This is a genomic window from Solidesulfovibrio fructosivorans JJ], from assembly GCF_000179555.1.
Classification (GTDB): Bacteria; Desulfobacterota; Desulfovibrionia; order Desulfovibrionales; family Desulfovibrionaceae; genus Solidesulfovibrio; species Solidesulfovibrio fructosivorans.
Map to the genome: position 1 here is coordinate 1 of NZ_AECZ01000034.1, position 16478 is coordinate 16478.

General features: G+C 65.6%; 15 protein-coding genes. 2 read left to right on the forward strand and 13 right to left on the reverse strand.

The window, feature by feature from the left end:
- Nucleotides 1-85: 85 nt before the first annotated feature.
- The 6 genes from DESFRDRAFT_RS17270 to DESFRDRAFT_RS17295 all read right to left on the reverse strand — a co-directional run bounded on the left by DESFRDRAFT_RS17270 (nucleotide 86) and on the right by DESFRDRAFT_RS17295 (nucleotide 7565).
- Entirely contained in the window at nucleotides 86-2062 is a 1977-nt protein-coding gene (locus DESFRDRAFT_RS17270) for a monovalent cation:proton antiporter family protein (RefSeq protein WP_005996096.1), read from the reverse strand.
- Nucleotides 2063-2111: 49 nt separating this feature from the next.
- Nucleotides 2112-2525 (reverse strand): MarR family winged helix-turn-helix transcriptional regulator, encoded by a 414-nt coding sequence (locus DESFRDRAFT_RS17275; RefSeq protein WP_233489644.1) that lies wholly within the window; start codon nucleotides 2523-2525, stop codon nucleotides 2112-2114.
- 131 nt (nucleotides 2526-2656) lie between these two features.
- Nucleotides 2657-4129, reverse strand: coding sequence for an MFS transporter (locus tag DESFRDRAFT_RS17280; RefSeq protein ID WP_005996098.1), 1473 nt, complete (start codon nucleotides 4127-4129; stop codon nucleotides 2657-2659).
- Between the two features lie 72 nt (nucleotides 4130-4201).
- Nucleotides 4202-5866 (reverse strand): class I SAM-dependent methyltransferase, encoded by a 1665-nt coding sequence (locus DESFRDRAFT_RS17285; RefSeq protein WP_005996099.1) that lies wholly within the window; start codon nucleotides 5864-5866, stop codon nucleotides 4202-4204.
- A gap of 117 nt (nucleotides 5867-5983) precedes the next feature.
- Nucleotides 5984-7171 carry a pyridoxal phosphate-dependent aminotransferase gene (locus DESFRDRAFT_RS17290; protein ID WP_005996100.1) on the reverse strand — a complete coding sequence of 396 codons (1188 nt, stop codon included), beginning with the start codon at nucleotides 7169-7171 and terminating at the stop codon, nucleotides 5984-5986.
- A 31-nt stretch (nucleotides 7172-7202) separates the two neighbouring features.
- Nucleotides 7203-7565, reverse strand: a complete 363-nt coding sequence (locus DESFRDRAFT_RS17295; protein ID WP_005996101.1) for a glutaredoxin family protein — start codon at nucleotides 7563-7565, stop codon at nucleotides 7203-7205.
- A gap of 112 nt (nucleotides 7566-7677) precedes the next feature.
- On the opposite strand from DESFRDRAFT_RS17295, the gene DESFRDRAFT_RS17300 reads away from it, so the two are divergent.
- Nucleotides 7678-8127 carry a metal-dependent hydrolase gene (locus tag DESFRDRAFT_RS17300; protein WP_005996102.1) on the forward strand — a complete coding sequence of 150 codons (450 nt, stop codon included), beginning with the start codon at nucleotides 7678-7680 and terminating at the stop codon, nucleotides 8125-8127.
- A gap of 63 nt (nucleotides 8128-8190) precedes the next feature.
- Here DESFRDRAFT_RS17300 and DESFRDRAFT_RS17305 read toward each other — a convergent pair whose 3' ends face one another.
- On the reverse strand, nucleotides 8191-8976 hold the full coding sequence (locus DESFRDRAFT_RS17305; protein ID WP_005996103.1) for a substrate-binding periplasmic protein: 786 nt from the start codon (nucleotides 8974-8976) through the stop codon (nucleotides 8191-8193).
- Nucleotides 8977-9183: 207 nt separating this feature from the next.
- On the opposite strand from DESFRDRAFT_RS17305, the gene DESFRDRAFT_RS17310 reads away from it, so the two are divergent.
- Nucleotides 9184-10164, forward strand: a complete 981-nt coding sequence (locus DESFRDRAFT_RS17310; protein WP_005996104.1) for a chemotaxis protein — start codon at nucleotides 9184-9186, stop codon at nucleotides 10162-10164.
- A gap of 202 nt (nucleotides 10165-10366) precedes the next feature.
- Here the strand turns inward: DESFRDRAFT_RS17310 and DESFRDRAFT_RS17315 are convergent, their stop codons facing one another.
- The 6 genes from DESFRDRAFT_RS17315 to DESFRDRAFT_RS17340 form a co-directional block, all read right to left on the reverse strand.
- On the reverse strand, nucleotides 10367-11119 hold the full coding sequence (locus DESFRDRAFT_RS17315) for an N-acetylmuramoyl-L-alanine amidase family protein (protein WP_005996105.1): 753 nt from the start codon (nucleotides 11117-11119) through the stop codon (nucleotides 10367-10369).
- Between the two features lie 140 nt (nucleotides 11120-11259).
- Nucleotides 11260-11991, reverse strand: coding sequence for a hypothetical protein (locus tag DESFRDRAFT_RS17320; RefSeq protein ID WP_005996107.1), 732 nt, complete (start codon nucleotides 11989-11991; stop codon nucleotides 11260-11262).
- Between the two features lie 152 nt (nucleotides 11992-12143).
- Nucleotides 12144-12437, reverse strand: coding sequence for an MTH1187 family thiamine-binding protein (locus tag DESFRDRAFT_RS17325; protein WP_005996108.1), 294 nt, complete (start codon nucleotides 12435-12437; stop codon nucleotides 12144-12146).
- A gap of 15 nt (nucleotides 12438-12452) precedes the next feature.
- Complete coding sequence (gene pbpC, locus DESFRDRAFT_RS17330; RefSeq protein ID WP_005996109.1) at nucleotides 12453-14801, reverse strand: penicillin-binding protein 1C; 2349 nt, start codon at nucleotides 14799-14801, stop codon at nucleotides 12453-12455.
- On the reverse strand, nucleotides 14780-15568 hold the full coding sequence (locus DESFRDRAFT_RS17335) for a response regulator (RefSeq protein ID WP_005996110.1): 789 nt from the start codon (nucleotides 15566-15568) through the stop codon (nucleotides 14780-14782). The genes pbpC and DESFRDRAFT_RS17335 overlap by 22 nt, the downstream gene beginning before the upstream one ends.
- Nucleotides 15569-15812: 244 nt before the next feature.
- The gene (locus DESFRDRAFT_RS17340) at nucleotides 15813-16472 is read right to left on the reverse strand and encodes a FlgO family outer membrane protein (protein WP_005996111.1); all 660 of its coding nucleotides are present in this window, start codon (nucleotides 16470-16472) and stop codon (nucleotides 15813-15815) included.
- Nucleotides 16473-16478 lie beyond the last annotated feature (6 nt).

A 16478-nucleotide genomic window follows, 5' to 3' on the forward strand; every position in this document is an offset into this window, starting at 1 on the left:
GAGTCTTTGGAAAGGGGGTCCGGGGGGAGAACCTTTCTGCAAGAAAGGTTTCCCCCCGGGGGCCTCTCTTCCAAAGCTCCCTACGTTACACCTCTGTCGGGGCGGCGTTGAAGAGGGAGGCTCCCTCTTTGAGCGATTCGGCCGTGCCCATGACGTAGAGCCTGTCCCCCGGGGAGAGGGCGAACGGCCCGTCGGGGTTGGGCAGAAACTCCCTGCCGCGCCGCACCGCCGCCACGGTCAGGTTGTGGTCGCGCCGCAACCGGGCTTCCTCCAGGGTGCGCCCGGCCAGGGCCGACGCCGCATCCACCGTAAAGATCGCCACATGGAGTCCGGCCAGGGATTTGTCCGGCGAGAACGTGGCCATGGCGGCCAGGGAATCCGGGAGCATGGCCCGGTAGCCCTCGCGCCGGATGTCCTGGGCCATGTGCTCGATGTCGTCGCGCGGCACCATGAACTTGGCCAGCACCCGGGCGAAAACCACCAGTGACGCTTCGAACTCCTCGGCAATGACGTCGTTGGCCCCGAGGTCGAGCAGGGCCTTGATCTCGGAGCTGAACCGCGTGCGGGCGACGATATACAGGGCGGGATTTTCGCACCGGGCGATTTCCACCGCGCGTCTGGCCGCGGCCGCGTCGGAGATGACCACGGCCAGGGCCCTGGCGTCGCGGACCCCCATATGGACCAGCACGCCGGGCTTGGACGCGTCGCCGAAATGGATGGGCTCGCCCTTTTTCGCTTCGTTGCGCACCGTGTCCGGGTTCATCTCCAAAATGACGTAGGGGATATCCGCCGCCTTGGCCGCCCGGGCGAGTTGCCGTCCGCCGGCCCCGAAACCCAGAATGATCATGTGGTCGGCAAGCCCGGGTTCGGGCGTGGTCGCGGGCGTGTCCCGGATGCCGGTCAGGCGGCAAAAAAGCGCCGCCAGACGCGGCGCGGCGGCGATGAGGAAGGGGGCGAGCACCATGGTCACGATGCTTGCGGCCAAAAATTTTTGGTAGAAATGCTCGGAAATGACGTGGTGGGAAAAGCCGGCCTTGGCCAGGATGAAGGAGAATTCGCCCACCTGGCACAGGGCCACGCCGGCCAGCGCGGCCGTGCGCGCGGGGTAGCCCAGGATGCGCGTGGCGATGCCGGCCATGACCGCCTTGACGCACAGGATGAGGACCACGGCGCCGAGGATCTGGCCGGCGTGGTCCCAGGCCGCCGCGACATTGAGCAGCATGCCGATGGAGATAAAAAAGAGCGAGGTGAAAACGTCCTTGAAGGGCAGGACCGCCTCGTGCAGGCTTTCCCGGTAGTCCGAGCCGGAAAGGAGCAGCCCGGCCAGAAACGCCCCGAGGGAGACCGACAGGCCGATGGCGGCGGTGAGCAGGCTCACGGCCAGGCAGATGCCGAGCGCCGTGAGCAGAAAAAGCTCCCGGCTGCGCGTGCGCACGATGGAGAGCAAAAGGCGCGGCATGAGCTTGCGCGAGAGCACCACCAGCAGGATCAGTACGGCCGCGCCCTTGAACACCGTAAACACGATGGAATTGGTGAATCCGAAGGTCCGGCCGGCCAGAAGCGGCACGGCCAGGGTCAACGGCACGGCGAGCAGGTCCTGGAAGATCAGGATGCCGAGGATAACCCTCCCGTGGGGGGCCTCCATCTCGGCTCGTTCCTGCAAGGTTTTAAGGACGATGGCGGTGCTGGAGAGGGCGGCCAGCATGCCGAGCAGAATGCTCGCGCCGCCGGAAACGTCCAGGAACATGGCAAGGCCGAAAAAAAAGCCCCAGGTCAAAAGCACCTGGGCCGCGCCGCCGAGAAATACCGGTCGCTTGAGCCGTGACAGGTCGGACAGGGAAAGCTCCAGGCCGATGGTGAAAAGGAGCAAAATGACGCCGAGTTCGGCAAGGATTTCGACATCGTGGGCCGATTGGACCAGCCCCAGGCCGTGGGGGCCGCACACCACGCCCGTCAGGAGCATGCCGACCAGGGCCGGAATCTTCAGCCGATGGCAGACCAGGATAACCAGGACGGCTAGGGCGAAGATGATGGTGACGTCGGGAAGAAGCGGGATGTCCATGGCGGGACTATGGACGAAACGTCGGTCCTTGGGAAGTGGGATCCCCCCGTCAGGTCTTGAGATCAGCCCGCACGGCGTCCATGCAGCGACGCAGCGATTCGAGCGAGGCCAGCACCCCCTCGCGCTTGTCCGGTTCCACCATGGACAGGATGCTGGTGAAAAGGCCGGTCATGAAGGTGCGGATTTCCTCGCAGGCGCGCTTTCCGGCCGGCGTAAGGGAGAGCAGGGTGACCCGGGCGTCGGCCGGATCGGGATGCTTTTCGATGAGCCCCTGGCGTGAGAGCCCGGTGGTGACGGCCGTCACCCGGCTTTTGGTCACGCCGAGCCTGCGGCCGAGCTCGCCCGGGGCCAGATAGCGTGTTTCGCCCAGGGTCAGCAGCGCCCGCAGCGCCGCCGGCGGCAGGTTGAACCGTTCGCTTTGCATGGCGATGCGGGCTTGGCAGCAGGCAAAAAGATTCTCCACGGCCTCCTGGAGCCGTTGAGCCTGTCTTTCGGGGACGCGCGTATCCATAATAACGGCGTGATCGCTCATGTGGGAAAATATGTAGGTGAGGGATGTCGGCCCTGTCAATGCGGCATAAAGGCGGCGGCGTTTCAGCCGCGTTGCGCATGGTTGCGCCGGGCCGTCAGCAGCCAGGTGAGCGCGCCCAGGCCGATGGCCACGAGCAGCAGTCCGGCCAGCCAACGGAACACTCCGGCCACACCGGCGGCCAGCACGTCGGGCGGTGCGCTGGTCAGCTCCATGCGTGGTCCGACATGACCCGAGGTCAGCACCAGGGACGTGAAGACCGTGCCCACCAGCGGCAGTCCCGTGGACTGGCCGAAGACCCGGGCGTAGTTGGCCAGCCCCGATCCCACGCCGAGCCGGTGCGGCGGCATTTCGCCCATGATCGCCGAGTTGTTGGGGGCCTGGAAAATGCCGATGCCGAGTCCCACGGGCATGGAGCGCAACATGTAGCCCCACCAGGGCGTGGTTACGGTCAGGCCGCCAAGGGCCATGGTGCCGCACCACAGGATCGAAAGCCCTATGATGCGGATCAGGCACGAGCCGTAGCGGTCGGCCAGACTGCCGGCGATGGGGGCCGTGAGCGCCATGGAGAAGGGCAGGATCATCATCATGAGCCCCATTTCCATCACGGTCCGGCCTTGGGCCGACTGGAGGAAAAACGGCATGATGAAACCGCTGGCCCCGGTGATGAAGACCAGCACCGACATGGCCAGCCCGAGGCTTATGAAGGGATTGGCGAAAAGCGAGAGGTCGAGCATGGGCGCTTTGGCCCGGCGTTCGATGGCGAGGAAAAGGACCAGTCCGGCCAGGGCGACGCCCAGCAGCCCCATCGCCGTCGGATCGGAAAAACCGTTGCGCTGGGTCAGGGTCATGCCCAGGCAATAGCTGCCGAGCGTCAGGCTGGCCGTGATCGCGCCCGGGATGTCGAAGCGTTCTCCTTCCTTGATCGGCGGCAGGAACGGCATGAAGCGGTGCACCACGAAAAGGGCCGCGATGCCGATGGGGACGTTTAAAAGGAACATGGAACGCCAGCCGGCAAAGCCGATCAGCACGCCGCCAAGGGGCGGGCCGAGCATGAGCCCCATGGCCACCGTGCCGCCGATGAGCCCCAGGGCCCGGCCCCGGCTGGAGGGCGGGGAAATCTGGGTGACGATGGCCATGCCGAGGGACTGGCTCATGGCCGCGCCGATGCCCTGGGCGGCCCGGAAGGCGATGAGCCAATGCACCGACGGGGCCAGCCCGCAGCACAGGGATGCGCCGACAAAGAGGAGCAGCCCTGTGGAAAAAATACGTTTCTTGTCGTGCATGTCGCCCAGGCGGGAAACCAGCAGCAGCAGGCTGGCGATGACCAGCACGTAGCTCAGGATCACCCACTGGATGACGGCGAAATCGGTATGGAGCGCCTTGACCAGGGTGGGCAGGGCCACGTTGACGATGCTCATGTCGAGGGTGGCCATGAACACCATGAGGTTGACCCCGAGCATGGCCAGCGCGGGAGAATGGGCAGTCGTGACGGGCTGCGGTCCGGGCGCGCCGGAGCCGTGATCGAATACATGCATAAAGGGAAATGTCCTTGCGGTGAGAAAGTCCGGTTTCCCCATACGCCATTGGTCGGCGAGGGGGAAGAGGTCTTAAAGGGCCCGGCCCTGCTGGCGGTAGTCCAGGTCGCCGTGGGTGACGGCGGCGAAAAGCCACTGGGTGACGGCGTCGAGGGAGGCCGCGTCGGACCGGCGGCACAGGGGATGGCGGGATATGCGGGCTTCGAGGCCCGGCGGCAGGGAGGCTCCCGGGGGCAGGTCCAGATAGGGCGCCAACGCGCCGAGCTTCTGGCCGACGAGGTTCACGCCCCGGTCGATGAGCAGTTGCAGGGGGATGTCGCAGCGAAGCCGCCATTCCAGGTCGATGTAGCGGATATCGCCCGTTTCGGGGTGAAAGAGCACGTTGCCCGGATGGGCGTCGAGCAGGCTTCCCGGCAGCCAGCCTTCGCTCTCCCGGTCCGGGTAGATGGCCCGGCCGAGGTGGTCGCGGCAAAAGGCGGCGAAGCCGGCTGCGCTTTGCGGCCCGGCCGGCCTGGCCCGGGAGGCGATGTGCTCCATCCAGGTCGCAAGTGTCTTGGCCGCGCCGGCCATGTCGCAGTCCTCCACGGCGCAAAGCGTGGCCTGAAGGAAACTGACGTAGCCGAGCCGGTAGGGTTCGCGGGCTTTTATGTGCTGGCTGCCCGAGGTGAAGGTCGCCGGCGGCAGGTCGTGGAGATTTCGCCGCAGCACGTCCACGCCGTCGCCGGCGGCCACGAACCGGGTCATGGTCTGGAAGCGCGGCGGACAGGAATCGGCGTTTACGGCCACGGCCAGGGTGCCGCGATTGGCGGCGAGCAGCGGCGCATCGTCCGTGGCGGCGGCCAGCACCAGAAAGGAATTCATGAAATGGCCGGCCGTGCCGGCGGCCAGGGCCGAGCGCAAAAACTGACGTTCGCTAAACGCCGGCCAATGCCTGCCGTCGTAGTCCCGGGTCGGCAGCTCGAGCACGGGCAGGACGTCGATGCCTGCCATGCCCAGAGCGCGTTCGGACACCACGGCGTCCGGGGTTTTGTAGTCCGGGGAGGGATAATACCACTGGCTGACGGGGAATCCGGCCCGGGCGAGCAGGGCGGTCAGGGCCGGTCGGTCGAAAGTGCGGGCCGCGCCAGGGCCGGGGTAGCCGTTTATGCCGGCATAAGGCCGGCCGGTGTGGTCCTCGGGCAGGCCGGCCAGGTATTTGTGGCCCATGCGGTTTTCGATGGCCAGGATCAGGCAGCCATCGTCCTTCAAATAGCGTCGGGCTTCGGCGAGGAGCCTCTCATGGGGCCTGGGGCCGTCGACGAAGGCGGCGGCGTATTCCAGCACGCCGACGAGGGTCACCACGTCGTATTGGTGCTCGTAGGGCAGGCCGGCGGCGTTGGCGGCCACGATTTCCAGATTGCGGGCATTCCGGCAGCGGGCCTTGATGACGGCCGCCCGTTCGGGCGAGCCTTCCACGGCCGTTATCGCATGGGGCAGGGTGACGAGGTGGGCGGTGAGCGCGCCGCAGCCGGCCCCGAGTTCCAGGATGCGTCCGCCCGGTCCGAAATCGATCCAGGACAGGAGCGTCTTGCGGCGCGGGGTCAGGTGGTAGTGGATGGCCCAGGGCGCGTCCTTGGGGAAAAGCTCGTACTCGCCAACGGTATGTTCGCTGAAAAAGCGCAGCAGATAAGCTTCCGCGCCGTCGCGGTAGCCGATGGTCCCCTCTCCGAGCGTCACCTCCGGTCCCTGTTCGGTCATGGCGTCTCCAACGGCAAAGCATACCTCCCGGCTGTTCCCGTCAAAAGTTTTTCGGGGAGGGTGGGGGTGTGGGGGAGGGAGGCTTTTTGCAAAAAGGGGCCTCCCTCCCCCACAGTCTCAGCTCTTCTTCCGTTCCGCCTCGAACCAGGCGGCCAGGCGTTCGCAGCCGGCGTCGATATCGGCCTCGTCGCCGCCGAACGACAGGCGCAGGCTGCTTTCACCGCCGGGGCCGAAGCTGTCGCCGGGGATGGTGATGACGTTGCCCTCGCGGATCAGCCGCGTGGCCACGTTCATGGGCGCGGCGGGCAGGTCGTAGCGGGCCATGACGTAGAACGCGCCGCCCGGCTTGTTGTAGCGCACGGTCGGGCTCATGGCGTCGAGGTGTTTTTGCATGCGCTTGCGCCGGGCGGCCAGGGTGGACACAAAGCCTTCGAAGATGCCCTGGGGGCCGGTCAGGGAGGCCAGGGCGGCGATCTGGGCCGGGGTGGGGGCGCAGATGGCCGTGCAGTCGTGCACCTTGAGCATTTGCGCCATGATCGGTTCCGGGGCGAAGGCGAAGCCCACCCGCCAGCCGGTCAGGGCGTAGCGCTTGGAAAAGCTGCCCACGGCCACGAGGCGCGGTTGCAGCTCCTTGACCGTGGTCAGGGAAAAGGCCGGCGCGTCGTAGGACAGGGCGTCGTAGGTGTCGTCGCAGATGACGTAGAGGTCGTGGCGCAGGGCGATTTCGGCCACAGCCAGCAGGTCTTTTTCGGCAAAGACCGATCCGGTCGGGTTGTGGGGCGAATTGATGATGATGGCCTTGGTGCGCGGGGTCACGGCGGCGGCCACGGCGGCGGGGTCGAGGCTCCAGTCGCCCCGGCGCAGGGGAACGAGCACGGGCGTGGCCTGGGCCAGGCAGACCTGCTCCACATGGGAGGGGTAGAAGGGCTCGGGCACGATGACTTCGTCGCCTTCCTGGCACAGGCACAGGACGGCGCACAACAGCGCCTCCATGCCGCCGACGGTGATGGCGATTTCTGTCTCCGGATTGGCTTGCAGGCCTTTTTCGGTCGCGAGCTTCTCGGCCACGGCCCAGCGCAGTTCGGGCATGCCGGGTTGCAGCGAGTACTTGCCCGCCGCCGGCGAATCGCGCAGGGCCCGGCAGACCGCTTCGACCACATGGGCCGGGGTGCCGAACGAGGGTACGCCCTGGCCCAGGGAGACGCAGTCGCCGACGCCGGCGGCGATCATGGGCATGAGCTTGGTGGCCGATATCTTGATAGCCTTCGCCCGCTGGGTGAAGGCGTGCTGGATGGCGCTTGGCACGGGGTACTCCTTAAAAAAATGGCGCAACCGCCTATTTGCCGTAAACCATTTTGGGCTGGGACGACGCGGACGGTCCGGCCTTGGCCACGGCCAACGCCTTTTCGTATTCGGCCACGGAGTAGCCGGGGATGACGACGTCGCCGATGACCACGAGCGGCACGCCGCGCTGGCCGTAACGCTGGAAGCGCATACGTGCGGCGGCATCCTTTTCAATGTCCGATGCGGTAAACGGCACGCCCTTGGCCTTGAAGAAAGCCTCGGCCTTGGCGCAGTAGGGGCACCAGCTCGTCATGAAGATCTCCACTTTCGGGCCGGCGGCGAAGGCGAGCGCCTGGGCGAAAAGCAGGATGGCGAAAAACGCGGACAGGGCGGGAACGGTTTTTTTCACAGACATTGGGGTTCCGGGGTTGGGTGTTGCGGATGTTTGGTGGTAGCGGCGGCCGGGTACGGCGTCAAGAAGCGTCGCTCCTTGCCAGGGGGGCGTCGGCAATGCTACCAGCCTGTCCATGCCGGGATACAAGACGCATATGGCCGGCGCGGCGGTGGTGACCGGCGCGGCGGTGGCCGGGGCTTGGTGGCTCGGCGTCTACCGCCCCGGCTACGAGACCATGGCCGGCCTGGGGTTTTTCGCCATCCTGGGGGGCCTTTTCCCCGACGTGGACACCGACTCCACGGGACGGCGGTTTTTTTACGGCGCGGCGCTTCTGGCCGATGCCATCCTTATTGTCCGACAACAATACCGCTACGCGGCTGTGCTCGGGTTTTGCGGCCTGTTGCCGGCCATCGGCTCCCATCGGGGCTGGACCCACACTTGGTGGGCGGCGCTTCTCGTGCCGTGCACCATCCTGCTTGGGCCCATGCTGCTGTTGGGCATGCCGTGGCGGCCGTTCCTGCCGTATTACATCGCCGCCGTGCTCGGCTATTTTTCCCACCTGCTGCTTGACCGTATCGCCTGAATCCGCCTTTTTTACAGCTGGGCGTCGGACCTTATACACGAATAGAGCATTCGCCTGCCGGATCTAATGCCGCATGGCCTCGGTCCGTCGGATTGTGTCCGAGGCGGGGCCGAGGATTTCGTCGATGGCGGCATCGAGCCGGCGCATGACGTCCGGTGAAACGGCGTCGTCGCACATGATGTGCCGGGCCCGGGGCTTGGCCCCGGCTAGCGGCACGAAACGCATTGCGGCCGCCAATCGCGGTTCCCGCTCAAGCAGCCAGGAGAGTTCCTCGGGCTCGATCAGTATGGCGTCCAGCCGGCCCTTGGCCAAAAGACGCAGCATGATCGTGGGATCGGAAAAACGCGTGACCGTGCCGGCCGGCGCGGCGGCAAACGCCGCATCCAGGGCTTGGCCATAGGAAAAGCCCAGGCGGAGCCCCCATTTCCAATGTTTTTTGAGAAGGTCGCCGAGTGGTTGGGGACCGTCCTTTGCCGCGAGCGGCGCGCGCACGGCGACGCCTAGAGGCTTGTTGACGTAGATGGGAGCGCTGAAGCGGGCGAAGCGCTGACGCGCGGGCGTTTGCAGCCAACCCACGGCGCAGGAATTGACGTCCTCGGTTTCGAACGTGGCCAGGATGCGGCCGGGCGGCATTTCCCGGATGCGGTAGGGCACGCCGGCCCGCCGGAAGACGATTTGGGCCAGGGTGAGGAGGAAGCCGCCGTCGGGGCGGCCGCTATCCAGATGGTAATAGGGCTGCCTGTCGAAAACGAAAAGCGTGACCGGCTCACCGGCCGCCCGAACCGGGCCGGTCAGGCAGGGCGCCATGGCAAGAAGCGCCAAAATGGCACGGAAAAGACATTTCTTCATGGCATTATCCCGGATAATTCAGGATGAAGGCATGCCTTTTTATAACCTTTCCACTTTTGCAAGGCTGCCAGGAAGCGCGGGATGTGTCAATTCGCCCTCCCTTGCTCGCCGGTTCTTGCTTTTTTTCTCGACAACGGCGTAATATTTCCAATATTCTTTCCAGAAGGTCTTTATCGCCCGCACAGTCCGCCCCGGAGCCCCTGCGCCATGAGCAATACGAATATCCTTCTTGAGTCTGGTACGAATGAGCTTGAAATCGTGGAGTTTTTTCTGGAGGAGCCAACGCCTTCCGGCAAGGTTTACACCGGGTATTACGGGGTCAACGTGGCCAAGGTGCTGGAGATCATCCGTCTGCCCAAAGTCACGGAGATGCCCCAGGCGCCGCATCCCTGCGTGCTTGGCACCTTCAATTTGCGCGACAAGGTGGTGCCTCTGGTCGATCTTGCGGTCTGGCTCGGCAAGGAGCGATCGGAAGCGGATTCCGACAAGGTGGTGGTGACGGAATTCAACCGGGTGGTCAGCGCTTTTCGCGTTTCCGGCGTCACCCGCATCCATCGCCTCAGCTGGGAGCGGATCGAGCCGCCGAGCATCCAGGTCCAGACCTATTCCGGCAACTCCGTCACGGGCGTGGTGCAGCTCGAAAAGCGGGTGGTCTTCATCCTGGACATGGAAAAGATCGTGGCCGAACTCAATCCCAATCTGGCGCTCAAGGAACTCGACCATGAGGTCTTTGTCGAGCGCCACAAGGAGCTGCCCGACAAGGATATGGTGTTCAAGGCCCTTATCGCCGACGATTCCACCACCATCCGCCGCATGATCGGGACGTCGCTGGAAAAGGCCGGCTTCGAGGTGACGCGCACGATCAACGGCCGCATCGCCTGGGAGCAACTGACCGAGTGGAAAGAAGCCGCGGCCAGGGAAAACAGGCCCATCACCGATTTCGTGCACGTCCTGGTGTCGGATATCGAAATGCCGGCCATGGACGGTCACAGTCTCACCCGCAAGGTCAAAGAGGACCCGGTGCTCAAGCAACTGCCCGTCATCCTCTTTTCATCGCTTATCACCGACAGCCTGCGCCACAAGGGCGAGGCCGTGGGAGCGGACGACCAGATCTCCAAGCCCGAAATGCTCCAGCTCGCCGAACGCGCCCGGGCCCTGGCCTGGGAGCGCCTGGCCGCGAATGTTTAGAGGAGGGGAGATGAAGACAGTGCGAGAGGGGAAACCCTTTTGCAAAGGGTTCTCCCCTCTCGCGCTCTCCCCTTCCTAAACTTTATAATAGGTTGAATTTGTTCGTAATAGGCAAAGTATCCTATTAAAAGTCTTTGGAAAGGGGGGCTGGGGGGAGAACCTTTCTGCAAGAAAGGTTTCCCCCCAGTCTCTTTTCAAGCGCCTATGGCGCGGCGCACCAGTTCGTGACGGCCTGGGCGATGGCCTGGGCGGTTTTTTCCTGTCGCTTGCCGCCGGCGAGTTCCTTTTCCTCTTCCCGGTTGACGATGACTCCCGCCTCCAGCAGCACGGCCGGCATGCGCGCCCTGGCCAGCACCGCCAGCCCGTCGTAGCGGTAGACCCCGGCCTTGTCGTCGACAAGCGGCCGGCGTTCGCCCGGGATGTCCGCCGCGTGGTGGCGGGTGAAGGGAAAGCCCGCCGCGGTCATCCGGCCGCCGATGCGTTTGGCCAGATCCAGGCTGGCCGCCGCCCTGGGGTTTCTCCCCGAATAGAACACCGAATAGCCGTGATAGCGGTCGCAGTAGCGGCGGGTCTTGCCGTCCACGGTCCAGGTCTCGAAGAATTGGGGCTGCGCCGAATCGTGGTGGATGGAGAGCAGAAGTCCTGCTCCCGCCGCATTGGCCCGGGCGGCCCTGGCCGCCGGAGGCAGGTCTGCTCCCTTGGGATCGAGCAGAAAGGCGCGGCTGAAACCGGCCGCTTTGAGGGCGGCGACGACCTGTTTGGCCAGGCGCAGGTTGAAGGCGTATTCCGGCTGGCCGGTGGCGCTGGTCGCGCCGGAAATTTTCGGCCCGTGCCCGGCGTCCACGGCGATGGACAGCGCCGCCGGCCGGCATTTGGCCTCGGCTGATATCGGGGAAAGCAGGCAGGCCAGAACGAGCGCTGCCAGGAAAAGGGGGCTCTTTGCGCGTGCGCCCATGTTCGCCCTCCCGTTGTTTCGATTGGGCTGGTTGTGGCTTCCGCTCTGACGGCCCGTGAGGCAAAAACAGGGGAGAGGCGCGGGCGAGAGACGATGCGCGTTGCGGGCGGTTGCCTCTCGCCCCCGGAGCCGTAGCGGCGTCAGGCGATCTTGCCGGCGTCCTGCAACGTGTCCTTGAGGCCTTTTTCCAACAGGCCTTCCGGCGTGGCGAGCAGGTGGTTCAAAAATTCCCCGGTCTTTTCCGACAGCCAGGGGTCGCTGCCCAGAAATTCTATAGCGCGGCGGCGTTCGGCCCGCTTGGCGGCGTCCATGGACTTGTCGGCGTCTAGCTGCTGGAGCAGGAAATGGTTGAAGAGGCTCGAGCCGAAGATGGAGCTTTTGGGATCGAGACCGACGAACACGCGATGCAGGTCGTCGCGGGTGCGTTCGGCCGCGATGCCGCGCAGAAACCGCCAGGGCGCGACGCCGCTGCCGAGAGAAGTCCACAAGTAACGGATCTTGTAGTAGCGCTTTCCGTTGTTGAAAGCCTGTTCAAGGTCGGTCATGGTGCAGACGCCGTCCACACAGCTTCTAAGCGCCCGGCGATAGGGAAGCTCCACGGAGGAGATGATGATATGCCACAGCAGATAGATATTGATGAGCGTCATGATGAGCAGGCTGCTGTTGCGCAGGCTCGGATTGACGTCACTGGCCCAGTTGAGAAAAATATAGATGAAGATGCAGATTAGCACCACATATTTTACGATGGCCGAGGCAACGTGCATGAACGAGCCGATTTTCCAGTGCAGTCTTAGTAAAATGGCGATAAAGATCAGGAAGACGACAGACTGGAAGTATATGCTCATGTCCATTTGCGCCAGCTGATTGAGCATGATCACTCCTCGGATGTTGCGGTGTGCGGGTATGCCGACCCGACGGCCGGCCTGGGGCGGACCTGGGCAAAGGCGCTTGCGGGATGCCTGCGCCTTTGCTTGTGTAACCCCGGGTACGTTGCTTGGCAACGGTTGCGGGTCGCGCGGCCGGTCTACAGCTTTTCCTCCACGGATTTGACCTTGGCCGAAAGCCGCCCGCCGGGGCCGTCACGCCAGTCCACCCGTATGGCGACATGAATGCGGTCGCAGTCCTTGGCCAGCTCGTCCTTGCAGCGGGTCACCAAGGCCAGCACTTCGTCCCATTCCCCCTCGACGCTGGTCGACATGGGCGAGAACACGTAGGGCAGGCCGCTTTCCTTGACGATGCGGATGGCCCTGGCCACGTAGGCGGACAGGCTCACGCCCTTGTCCAGCGGAAAGATCGAGAAATCCAAAACGGCGCTCATGGCGTTTCCTCCTTCTCATTCGATATGCACGGTGACGGCGTCGGCCCGGCCCTGGTCGTCCACGGCCACGAGCCGGTGGCTGCCGGGGCTCGGCTGCCAGAAAAGCGTGGCTCCGGGCGCGCCCTGGGCGGTCAGCGTTCCGTCCACGTACCAGGACAGCCGCCGGCTCCCGGCCGGGGCGTCGGCGGTAAGCGCGATGCGTTGGAAAGCGGCCGGGGCGTCGCGGCGGTATACGTAGGGCGTGCCGGGGCTTGGCGAAACGATGCGCGGTCCTTCCCCGCGCGGCGCGCCGCAGCCCGGTTCCGGACCGGGTGGGGGGACAAAGGGAATGCCGACCCCGCGCCACCAGGACACCAGCTCGGCCGGGTAGCTGGTCACCGTCACGGACTTGGCCGCGTGGGTGGCCAGGCAGTCCCCGGAAAGGGCCAGCCCCGAAACCGCGTCCACGAGCAGGCGGTGGTGGACGGGGCAGGGGCCGAGTCTGGTCACGCCGGGGATGATTTTGGCCGTCACGCGTCTGGGGCAGTCCGGGCCGGGCAGTTGGCGGCTTTCGGCGCAGACCTCGATTTCGCGGATATTGAGTCCCGGCGGCGCGGCCAGACGCGACCCGTGGGGCTCCAGGGCCCGGAAGAGCTCGAAGAGAATCGGCCCGGCGTAGACCGTGCCGGAGATGCCAGAAACCGGCGTGCCGTCCATGTTGCCGACCCAGACGCCGATGACCCGGCCGGCGCTATAGCCCACGGCCCAGGCGTCGCGGTGGCCGTAGGAGGTGCCGGTCTTCCAGGCCACGGCTGGGACGGCCAGGGCCCGCTCCCAGGAGGTCGGCAGGTCCGGCCGCTCCACCTTGGTCAGCATCTCGGTCACCAGGGCGCAGGCTTCGGGCGAAAAAAGCCGGATCGCGGGTACGGACGGCGTGTCGCGAAGCAGCCGGGGCGGGCGGTGCTCGCCGCCGCCGGCCAGATCGGCGTACAGGTTGGTGAGCGCGAGTAGCGTCACCTCGCCGCCGCCGAGAATGAGCGACAGGCCGTAGTGCGCCGCCGGCTGGTCCAGGCTGGACAGGCCGCCGCGCCGCAAGAGTTCCAGGAAGGGCGACGTGCCGACCGTATTCAATAGCCGCACGGCGGGGACGTTCAGCGAGGTGACCAGCGCCTGCTCGGTGGTGACCCGTCCCCGGAAATGCCCGTCGTAGTTTTTGGGGCTGTAGTTGCCGAATCCGGTCGGGATGTCGAGGATCTGGCTTTGGGGAAAAACGAGGCCCTGGTCCATGGCGTAGGCGTAGAGGAAGGGCTTGAGCGCCGAGCCGGGAGAGCGGCGGATGGTCGCGCCGTTGATCTGGCCAAAGCGGGTGTCGCCGAAAAAGTCCGTGGACCCGACCATGGCCAGGACCTCGTGGCTGGCCGGGTCGAGCACCACCGCGGCCACGGCCCCGATGCCCTGGCTGGCGAGCCAGGCCTTGCGGCCGCGCAGGATGTCCGTTGCCGCCTTCTGGGTCTCGGGATCGAGGGTGGTGTCCACGCGCGGGAGCGCCCCGGCCTCGTCCCGGGCCATGTCGCAAAATTGCGGCGCGAAAAAGGGCGGTTGGTAGAGGCGCTTGGGCACCGGGACGCGCTTGGCCTGGTCCGCCGCTGCCGCCGTGATCACGCCTCGTCTGGCCAGGGCCGTAAGCAGTCTGTCGCGGGCCGCCTTGGCGTTTTGCGGGTGCTTCGTCGGGTCCAGGGCGAAAGGCGCGCGCGGCAGGACGGTCAAAAGCGCCGCCTCGGCCAGGGACAGCCGGTCCGGCGTCTTGCCGCAGTAGAACATGCTGGCCGCGCCGACGCCCACGATATTGCCACCGTAGGGAGCCATATTGAGATAGCGCTCGAGGATGGCCCGCTTGGGCAGCTTGCGCTCCAGGGCCAGGGCGGCCAGCGCCTCTTCGATCTTGGCGGCCAGCGTGCGCGGCTTGGGATCGGCCAGCCGGGCCAGCTGCATGGTCAGCGTGGAGCCGCCGGAGACCACGCGCCCGGCGCGCAAGTTGGAGAAGGCGGCTCGAACGACGGCCAGGGGATCGACCCCGGGATGGTCGTAAAAGCGCTTGTCCTCGGCGGCGATGATCAGGCGCGGCAGGATGGGGGATACGGCGGCGAGCTTGACCGGAAAGCGCCAGGCGTCGTCCGGGGCCAGATACAGGCGCAACGGCGTGCCGTTTCGGGCCGCGACCACCGTCGCGCCCGGCGGCGACAACGCGGCCAGGGGAAAGGGCGGCGAGGCGGTGGCCCAAAAAAAGGCCAGCCCGACCGCGAGAACCAGCCCGGCGGCAAACGCCGGGATGCGCCAGCGGCGACGCGGTTTCGCCGGTCGTGCTATTTGTTCTGCTTGCCGCACAATTTCCGATATTTGGTCAGGATCTCCAGCATGTCGAGCTGTTGGTTGACCCGGCAGGAGAATTCCTCGACCTGCACCGGCTTGATGAGGAAATCGTTGGCCCCGATTTTGAGAAACTTGACGGTGTGGCTGCCGTCCTCGGCCGAAACGCCGATGATGGCCAGTTTGTCCTTGTCCCGGGTCTGGCGGATTTCCTCGATCAGGCCGAAGCCGTCAAGGTTCGGCATGTTGTAGTCGGTGATGACCAGGGTCACGTCCGTATTGGCGGCCAAGACTTCCAGCGCCTGCCTGCCGTCCTCGGCTTCCAGGGCATCGATGTTGAGGTTTCCGAGCAGTTCTTTCAGGCGGTGGCGGAAAAGCTTGGAATCGTCGACCACCAGGGCGCGCACGAACTGGTTTTTGTAGAGCCGCTCGATCAGCCGCTCCATGGCGACCATCTCGGAGTAGTTCTTGATGAAGTAGTCCACCACGTGCTGTTCGAGCAGCAGCTGGCGGACTTCCTCGGAAAACGAGGCCGTCATGACCACCGACGGGATGCCGAGCGAGGTGGCCAGGGGCACGATGCGTCCGTCCGGGTCGTCGGGCAGGTTGCGGTCCAGGATGGCCACGAAGATGGCGTCGCGGCGGCCGGTCATGACCTCTTCGGCCTCGGCCAGGGTGTGGGCCACGATGGTGGGGAAGGGCGTGGCTTCGGCAATGTGCTGGCTTATGATCTTGGCCTGGACGCGGCTGTCCTCCACGACCAGGACATGGCGGTTTTCCATCATGTTCCCATCCTTTTCCCGAATTGCGAAGAATCATAGGGGATGGCCCCGCCGCTGGCAAGCCGGCGGCGGGGGGGGAGGAGGCGGACGGAGATGCGAGAGGGGAACCCTTTTTGGCCAAAAAGGGTTCCCCTCTCGCGCTCTCCCCTCCCCAAAACTTTTTACGGTGAGGGGAAAGGCAGGGACAATGACGGCGGTGCCCCGGCTTGGTTGGAGTGCCAGGCATTATCCAGTGAAAATACAGCTCCTACCAGTGCCGGCTCATGGAGTAGGGCAGCATGTCCCGCTCGAAGCTCGTCCGGTCGGTGGTCGAGACCGTGGGCGAGACAAAGCTCGCCTCTCCGCCGGCAAGCGCACCCACTGTGGCGTCCATGGGCAGGGTGCGGTTGGCCGCGGCCACGATGTTGTTGTTGCGCGCGTCGACCACCTCGATGGCGAAGCGCACCCCGCTTGGCGTGACGACGTAGGTGCCGGCCACGACCAGGGTGGCGGTGGCCCGGGACGTGGCCAGGGCCCGCACGTCGCGGGTGAGCGAAAATTCGCCCTGGCGGCGGCTGAAGATGATGTCGCTGGCCTTGCGAATTTCCTGCACGTTGTAGCCGAGGGCCACGAAGGCGGTGGAAAGCTCCTGGCCGACGAGGCGCGACAGGGGCGAGGCCCGCTCCAGGTCGCCGAGGTCCGCCGGGGTGGTGATGACCACCCAGTAGAGCCCCCGGCTGTTGTCGCGGGTGTACATGCCGAGGCGCGGCACGAGCTGGCGGTCGAGGTCGGCGGCGAGCGCCATGGCCACGTCCGGGTACTGGGGCGGCGGGGGCGGGGTCCGGTCGCAAAGCGCGCCCATGAGCAGCGGCGCGAAAAGCGGCAGCATAAGGACCAGGGACAGGCGGCGCAGCAGTTTTGTCGTCATGGCGGC